We start from the raw sequence: 7,957 nt of genomic DNA, 5'->3' as shown, positions 1-7,957 counted from the left end.
GCCGGCTGCGGCGCCGCGGGGGCGCGCAGGGCCGGGGACCCGGCGGCGCGGTGGTTCCTTGGGGGGCACTGCGTCACCTGCCGGGGCTCGTCGAGGGCTGGTCTGCCGGGGTACGCGGCTGCGCGGGCGGTGCTGCGGAGTTGCTGGGCCCCGTGGCGGCCGGCGTGGAGCCGGACGGGTCCGGGGAGACCGGCGGGGACGTCGCCGGCGAGGGGGTGGCGGGCGGGGCCGTCGTCGCCGGGAGCTGCGGCGTGACGGCCGGGGGCGCGGCAGCGGCAGGGGCCTGGGAGGGCACGCCGCGGACCGTGCCGTCCGGGTCGAGGAAGGCGGGGCCGCCGCCGGGCACCATGCCCAGTTCGCGAGCGCGCCGTTCCAGTGCGTCGGGCTCCGAGTAACCGTCGACGTCGTGCTGCAGGGCCTGCTGCTCGTCGGTGAGTTCGGTGGTCCGCTTCTTCAGCTCGCTCAGCTTGAACGAGCCTTCGTTGAGTGCGGAGTTCAGCAGCAGGAGGGTGATCAGGCCGCCGCCGAGGAGCAGCACGACCAGCAGGACGAAGGGCGTACGGGCCGCGTTGCTGGGCCCGGCGGGCATCAGCCGGACGAGCCGCGCGGCCCGCCCCTTCAACTGTCCTGCCGGTCCTTTCACCGCGCCACCTCGGCCTCTCCCCGTGCCGTGCCGGCCGGACCGGCCGCCCTCATCGCTCCTCCTCGCGGATCCGCTGGGCGCCGCGCAGCCGGGCGGGGGCGGCGCGCCGGTTCTCGGCGACCTCCTCCTCCGTGGGCAGTTCCGCGCCACGGGTCAGCAGCTTCAGCCGCGGCTGGTAGCGCTCGGGGACGACAGGCAGTCCGGGCGGTGCCGTGTTCGCGGCGCCCGCCGCGAACACCTGCTTGACCAGCCGGTCCTCCAGCGAGTGGTACGAGAGGACGGCGATCCGGCCACCGACTGCGAGGGACCGGACCGCTGCCGGGATCGCCCGCTCCAGGACGGTGAGCTCTCCGTTGACCTCGATGCGCAGCGCCTGGAAGGTGCGCTTGGCCGGGTTGCCGCCGGTCCGCTTGGCGGCCTGCGGCAGCGCGTCCCGGATCAGCTCGACCAGCCGGGCGCTGTTGCTGAACGGCTCCTTCTCGCGCTCGCGCACGATCGCGGAGACGATCCGCTTGGCCTGCTTCTCCTCGCCGTACGCGCGCAGGATCCGGACCAGCTCGCCGGGCGGATAGGTGTTGAGCACCTCGGCCGCGCCGATGCCGGTCGTCTGGTCCATCCGCATGTCGAGCGGGGCGTCCTGGGCGTACGCGAAACCGCGGTCGGCCTCGTCCAGCTGCATGGAGGAGACGCCGAGGTCGAACAGGACGCCTTGGACCTTGGGGACACCGAGCCGGTCGAGCACATCGGGCAGTTCGTCGTAGACGGCGTGGACCAGGGTGGCCCGGTCGCCGTACGGGGCGAGCCGCTCGCCGGAGAGCCGCAGCGCCTCCTTGTCCCGGTCCAGCGCGATCAGCCGTGCGGTCGGGAAGGCGGCGAGCAGTGCCTCGCTGTGGCCGCCGAGGCCGAGGGTGCAGTCGACGACCACGGGCTGCTGCTGCTCCGGCGTCTCCAGAGCCGGGGCCAACAGGTCCAGGCATCGCTGGAGCATCACCGGGACGTGTCGGGTCTGGCTCATGCGCCCTCTCAGGCTCAGGTCCCGTGTGGCTGCACGTACGGCCTGGTCCCCGCCCGCTCGGAAGGGGAGGTCCACCGGCGCCGGGGAAGTGGCGTCGGCCGACCGGCGAGCGGGAGAGGGCCGGGCCGTACGTACGCCGCGCACACAGGGGAAATCTTCGGAATGTGCAGGGTGTCGGTAACTTCCCGTCACTTTAGTCCACCCTGCCATTCGATCGATTGCCGATCAATGAACCGGGCTGCGCGTCGCCCCGCCCGCCGTTCACCCGTCCGAGTGATCCACTGTGAGGCTTGTGGGTTACCTCACAACAAGCCGCATTGACGTTCTTTGTCCACTCCCCCAGCACGCCGGGTCGACCCGCGAGAGCTAACGTCATATCCATGTCGACTTTCGCACACACCCCGGCCGAACCCTCCGCATCCGCTGCCGGCCGGACCGGCACCGACGGTACGGTCATCGACCGTCTGGTCGAGGCGAACACCCGCTACGCCGCCGAGTTCTCCGACCCCGGCATGGACGCGCGCCCGGTGCTGCAGGTCGCGGTGGTCGCCTGCATGGACGCCCGGCTCGACCTGCACGACGCACTCGGTCTGGCGCTCGGCGACTGCCACACCATCCGCAACGCCGGCGGCGTGGTCACCGACGACGTGATCCGTTCGCTCACCATCAGCCAGCGGGCACTCGGCACCCGCAGCGTGATACTGATCCACCACACGAACTGCGGGCTCGAATCGCTCACCGAGGAGTTCCGGCAGGAGCTGGAGCTGGAGGTCGGCCAGCGGCCGGTCTGGGCCGTGGAGGCGTACAAGGACGCGGATCAGGACGTACGCCAGTCCATGCAGCGGGTGCGCACCTCGCCGTTCCTCCTGCACACCGATGACGTCCGAGGCTTCGTCTTCGACGTGACCAGCGGCTTGCTGCGCGAGATCCACCCCGTCTCCTGACCTCTCCGGCGAAGTAAACGGGTACTCAAATCGGACCCGCCCCTGACATTTCGCACTCAGTTGTCCGCAGGCGAGTGACACGAAGCGGTAACGGCAACAAGAATGCGGGTGTGACATCCCACCGGACCCTTCCGGAGGGCGTCCGTTTTTCGGGGCGGGCCGGGCCAACCACAGCGCATCGGCCCGTGGATGGGGTATCCCCTGCTCCTTGAGAGCGTGGGGCAGGGCCGAGGAGGGCCGGGTGACGACCTATGACGATCGAGCGAGCCTCACAGATCTGACCACCACAGCGGAGCGGGTGCGCAGGTCGGTGGAGAGTGTGATCGAGGGCAAGCCTGAGGTCGTACGGCTTTCGCTGACCGTGCTGCTCGCCGAGGGACATCTCCTCATCGAGGACGTCCCCGGGGTCGGCAAGACCATGCTGGCCAAGGCGCTCGCGCGGTCGATCGACTGCTCGGTCCGGCGCATCCAATTCACGCCGGACCTGCTGCCTTCGGACATCACCGGTGTGTCCATCTTCGACCAGCAGCGGCGCGAGTTCGAATTCAAGCCGGGTGCGATCTTCGCCCAGATCGTGATCGGCGACGAGATCAACCGCGCCTCGCCGAAGACCCAGTCGGCGCTGCTCGAGTCGATGGAGGAGCGCCAGGTCACCATCGACGGGCACAGCTACGAACTGCCGGACCCGTTCATGGTGGTGGCCACCCAGAACCCGGTCGAGATGGAGGGCACGTATCCGCTGCCCGAGGCCCAGCGCGACCGGTTCATGGCCCGGGTGTCGATCGGCTACCCCAGCGCCGAGGCCGAGTTGCAGATGCTCGATGTGCACGGCGGTGTCTCACCGCTCGACGATCTGCAGCCGGTGGCACACGCGCACGACATCGTGAAGCTCATCGAAGCGGTGCGGACGGTCCATGTGGCCGATTCGGTAAGGCGGTACGCGGTCGAGCTGGTCGGGGCCACCCGCAGCCACCCGGATCTCAGACTCGGCGCATCGCCGCGCGCCACGCTGCATCTGCTGCGGGCCGCGAAGGCGTCCGCCGCGCTGAGCGGCCGCGACTACTGTCTGCCGGACGACGTGCAGGCGCTGGCCGTCGCGGTGCTCGCGCACCGGCTGCTGCCCACCGCGCAGGCCCAGCTGAACCGCCGAACCGCGGAGCAGGTCGTACTGGAGATCCTGCAGCAGACCCCCGTTCCGACCGCTTCCGGCGGCGCGTCCGTCCCCGCGCCGCAGCGCGAGCCGGGCCGGCCGGCGTACGGCCGGCAGCAGCCACCCGGCATGCGGCGGGTGTGAGGTGGCACACGGGGGGCCCGCCGCCATGGACGACGGCGACGACAGGAACGGCCTGCGGTCCGCACTGCGCGGGCTGACCACGCGCGGACGGTCCTTCCTCGCGGCCGGTGTCGCGGCCGCTGTCTGCGCGTACGTGCTCGGTCAGGGAGATCTGCTGCGGGTCGGGCTGCTGCTCGCCGCGCTGCCGCTGGTCTGTGTGGCGGTGCTCGTCCGCACCCGCTACCGGGTCGCGGGCACCCGGCGGCTCTCCCCGTCCCGGGTTCCCGCGGGCACCGAGGCGCGGGTCCATCTGCGGATGGACAACGTGTCCCGGCTGCCCACCGGACTGCTGATGCTTCAGGACCGGGTGCCTTACGTACTCGGTCCGCGCCCCCGGTTCGTCCTGGACCGGGTGGAGGCCGGCGGCCGGCGCGAGGTGTCCTACCGGGTCCGGTCCGACCTGCGCGGACGGTACCCGCTCGGGCCGCTGCAGCTGCGGCTGAGCGATCCGTTCGGGATGTGCGAGATGACCCGCTCGTTCAGTGCGTACGACACCCTCGTCGTGATCCCGCGGACCCAGCCGCTGCCGCCGGTGCGGCTGGCGGGCGAGGCCGCCGGGTACGGCGAGGGACGGCAGCGCTCACTGGCGCTGGCCGGTGAGGACGACGTGATTCCGCGCGGCTACCGGCACGGCGACGATCTGCGCCGGGTCCACTGGCGCTCCACCGCCCGCTACGGCGAGCTGATGGTGCGCCGGGAGGAGCAGCCGCAGCGGGCCAGGTGCACGGTGCTGCTCGACACCCGCCGGATCGCCTATCAGGGGGCCGGACCCGATTCGGCCTTCGAGTGGGCGGTGTCGGCGGCGGCGTCCGCGCTGGTGCACATGCTGGAGCGCGGCTTCGCGGTGCGGCTGCTGACGGACGACGGAAGCTCGGTACCGGGCGAGGGCGCCGGCGGCTTCACCGGCTCGACCCAGGAGTCCGCCGACTCCGCGGGGCTGATGATGGACACGCTCGCGGTCGTCGACCACTCCGACGGAGGCGGTCTCTCCCGCGCGTACGACGTGCTGCGCGGCGGCAACGAGGGGCTGCTGATCGCGTTCTTCGGCGATCTGGACGACGAGCAGGCGGCGGTGGCTGCGCGGATGCGGCAGCGCAGCGGCGGTGCCGTCGCGTTCGTCCTGGACAACGCGGCATGGGCGCCCGGCGCCGGGGACGACACGGCGCACGGGGCGGCGGAGGCACGGCTCCGGCTGCTGCGCGAGTCGGGCTGGACGGCGGTCGCGGCGGCGCCCGGGGCGGATCTCGCCCGGCTGTGGCGCGAGGCGGGACGGCCGGGCTCCGGTCCGCAGTCCGCCCTGTCGGGCGGTACGACAGGTTTCACCGGGGGATGGTCATGAGGGGACGGTCATGAGCGGTCGTGGTCGGCTGGCGCTGTGCGCCTTTGCGGCGACGCTGTTGGCGGCGGGTTCGATGCTGCCGTTGGTCGACCCGGTCGGCTGGATGCTGCAGGCCGCGCTTCTGCTGGCGGTCCAGAGCGGGGTGGGCGCGCTCGCCCGCCGGGTACCGCTGCCCCGGCTGCTGACCGTCGCGGCGCAGTTCCTGGTCACCCTGCTGCTGCTGACCGCGGTGTTCGCCAGGGAGCAGGCCCTGGCCGGCTTCCTGCCGGGCCCCGCGGCCGTCCACCGGCTCGCGGACCTGCTGACGGTCGGGGCCGACGACGTCGGCAGGTACGCCATTCCGGCGCCTGCGACGGCAGGCATCCGGCTGATGCTGGTCGGCGGTGTGCTGCTGATCGGCCTCGTGGTGGACGCCCTCGCGGTGACCCTCCGCAGCGCGGCACCCGCCGGGCTGCCGCTCCTGGCGCTGTACTCGGTCGCCGCCGGGCTGTCCGGTGGCGACGGTGCGGGCTGGCTCTGGTTCCTCCTCGCCGCCTGCGGCTATCTGCTGCTCCTGCTGGCCGAGGGCCGGGACCGGATCTCCCAGTGGGGGCGGGTCTTCGGAGGCGGGGCACGGTCGTCGGGCAACGTGGCGTCCGGTCTCGATCTGTCGAGCGGCCGGCCGCTCGCCCCGATCAGGACCGGGCGGCGGATCGGCGCGCTGGCACTGGGCATCGCACTGGCCGTACCGGCGGCGCTGCCCGCGCTCGACAGCGGGCTGCTGGGCGGTTCGGGGAGCGGGGCGGGCAGGGGCCGGGGGGGCGGCACCATCTCCGCCGTCAACCCGCTGGTCTCGTTGCAGAACAACCTGAACCAGCCGGAGAACCGGGAGGTGATGTCGTACCGCACCAATTCCACGAACCCGCAGGACTTCTATCTGCGGATCCTCGCCCTGGACCAGTTCAACGGGAGCGAGTGGCGGGCGTCCCGGCGCAGTCTGCAGGACGTGCCGAAGCGGCTCCCGAACCCGGAGGGGCTCGACCCGGAGGTCGCCGTCACGGAGATCCGCTCCAACATCTCCGCGTCCTCCTCGTACCAGCAGACCTACCTGCCGCTCCCCTATCCGGCGACCGAGGTGACGATCGGCGGGCGCTGGCGGTACGAGCCCGCCGGACGCACGCTCGTCGGTGACGGCGGCCAGACGACCCGCGGCGCGCAGTACCAGGTGTCCAGCCTGATCGTGCAGCCGACCGCGGACCAGCTCGCCACCGCTCCCGAGGCGCCGCCCGCGCTGCGGCAGCAGTACACGAGGGTTCCGGGATCGCTGCCGAAGGTCGTCAAGGAGACGGCGGAACGGGTGACGAAGGGCGCGGCGAACAACTACGAGCGGGCGGTGAAGCTGCAGAACTACTTCGCCTCGGAGGGCGGCTTCAGCTACGACACCACCGTGACCTCCGGTACCGGCTCGGCGGCTATCGGCCGGTTCCTGAAGTCCAAGCGGGGCTTCTGCGTGCACTTCTCGTTCACGATGGCCGCGATGGCGCGGACGCTGGGGATTCCGGCCCGGGTCGCGGTCGGCTTCACCCCCGGTACCGGGCAGTCGAACGGTTCCGTGTCGGTGGGGCTGCGCGACGCGCACGCCTGGCCCGAGCTGTATTTCGAAGGTGTCGGGTGGACCCGGTTCGAGCCGACCCCGACGCGCGGCAGCACGCCGGCGTACACCCAGCCGGACGCCCCGACGGGCGACACGGCCGATCCGGCCAAGCCGGAGCAGGGCGTCTCGGCCGCGCCCTCCGCCGCCCCGTCCGCCTCGCAGAGCTGCTCGCCGCAGTTGCGCAGGCAGGATGTGTGCGGCAGCGCGGTGGCGCCGGGGGCCTCGGGTCCGACGGACACGGGGATGCCGGTGAACGTCCTCGTCTGGGCGGCCCTGGCCGTGCTGGTGCTCCTGCTGCCGTTGCTGCCCCTGGCCTGGCGGGTGCGGGTGCGCGCCCGGAGGCTGAGCTCCTCGGCCGGGCGCACACCGGCCGATGCGACGGCCAGGACGCTCGCTGCCTGGCTGGAGATCACCGATACGGCATGGGACCACGGCATCGAGCCGGACGACTCACAGACCCCGCGCAAGGCCGCGGCCGGAGTCGTACGGCGGGGTGGGCTCGACACGGAGGGCGCCGCCGCGGTGCATCGGGTGGCGGGAGCGGTCGAGCAGGTGCTCTACGCCCCGCAGCCCCGGCCGGTCACCGGGCTCGCCGAGGATGTGGAGACGGTCCGGAACGGGCTGCGGGCCTCCGCCGACCGCTTCACCCGGATCCGTGCGGTATGGGCACCGCGTTCGGCCGTTCGGGTGATGTGGACGCTCGCGGAACGCCGGTCGGCGTTGACCGGCAGGTGGGCGGAGCGGTGGAGCGGGTGGCTGCGGCGGCCCTCCCGCCAGCAGGGCTGAGGCGGCGCGCGGCGTACGGCCCCTGTCCGGTGTCCTCGAACACCGGACGGGCCGGCGCGGTGGCCGGGCCGCCCGTCCGGCGCTGACGGCCGCAGTGGTGGTCGCGCCGGCGGAGGGCCGAGTGCGCCGGGCGCGGACATGGATGAGGGGGGGGCCGCAGAAGTGGGGGCGGCCCCCGCCCAAGGGTTTGGGAGCGCGACAGGGCCGGTGCGGGGCGGCGGGGCGGCCCCCGCGGGTCGATTAGGGTCATAACCGGACCGCGGT

General features: G+C 72.6%; 6 protein-coding genes. 4 read left to right on the top strand and 2 right to left on the bottom strand.

The features are described from left to right. Positions 1 to 73 precede the first annotated feature (73 nt). A complete protein-coding gene (locus ACFVXE_RS07815; RefSeq protein ID WP_389670128.1) occupies positions 74 to 589 on the bottom strand; it encodes a septum formation initiator family protein in 516 nt (171 codons plus the stop codon). 103 nt (positions 590 to 692) lie between these two features. Further along, complete coding sequence (gene rsmH / locus ACFVXE_RS07810; protein ID WP_389670113.1) at positions 693 to 1,658, bottom strand: 16S rRNA (cytosine(1402)-N(4))-methyltransferase RsmH; 966 nt, start codon at positions 1,656 to 1,658, stop codon at positions 693 to 695. A gap of 380 nt (positions 1,659 to 2,038) precedes the next feature. Between rsmH and ACFVXE_RS07805 the strand changes: the two genes are divergently transcribed. From ACFVXE_RS07805 to ACFVXE_RS07790, 4 genes are all read left to right on the top strand, one after another. Further along, on the top strand, positions 2,039 to 2,602 hold the full coding sequence (locus ACFVXE_RS07805; RefSeq protein ID WP_389670112.1) for a beta-class carbonic anhydrase: 564 nt from the start codon (positions 2,039 to 2,041) through the stop codon (positions 2,600 to 2,602). A 241-nt stretch (positions 2,603 to 2,843) separates the two neighbouring features. Further along, positions 2,844 to 3,896, top strand: coding sequence for an AAA family ATPase (locus tag ACFVXE_RS07800; protein ID WP_389670111.1), 1,053 nt, complete (start codon positions 2,844 to 2,846; stop codon positions 3,894 to 3,896). A gap of 1 nt (position 3,897) precedes the next feature. After that, complete coding sequence (locus ACFVXE_RS07795; protein WP_389670110.1) at positions 3,898 to 5,274, top strand: DUF58 domain-containing protein; 1,377 nt, start codon at positions 3,898 to 3,900, stop codon at positions 5,272 to 5,274. A 10-nt stretch (positions 5,275 to 5,284) separates the two neighbouring features. Continuing rightward, entirely contained in the window at positions 5,285 to 7,693 is a 2,409-nt protein-coding gene (locus tag ACFVXE_RS07790) for a DUF3488 and DUF4129 domain-containing transglutaminase family protein (RefSeq protein ID WP_389670109.1), read from the top strand. Positions 7,694 to 7,957 lie beyond the last annotated feature (264 nt).

This window comes from Streptomyces sp. NPDC058231, assembly GCF_042882275.1.
Lineage (GTDB): Bacteria > Actinomycetota > Actinomycetes > Streptomycetales > Streptomycetaceae > Streptomyces.
The sequence above is the reverse complement of the archived record's forward strand: the minus strand, read 5'-3'. Positions and strand labels throughout refer to the sequence as shown.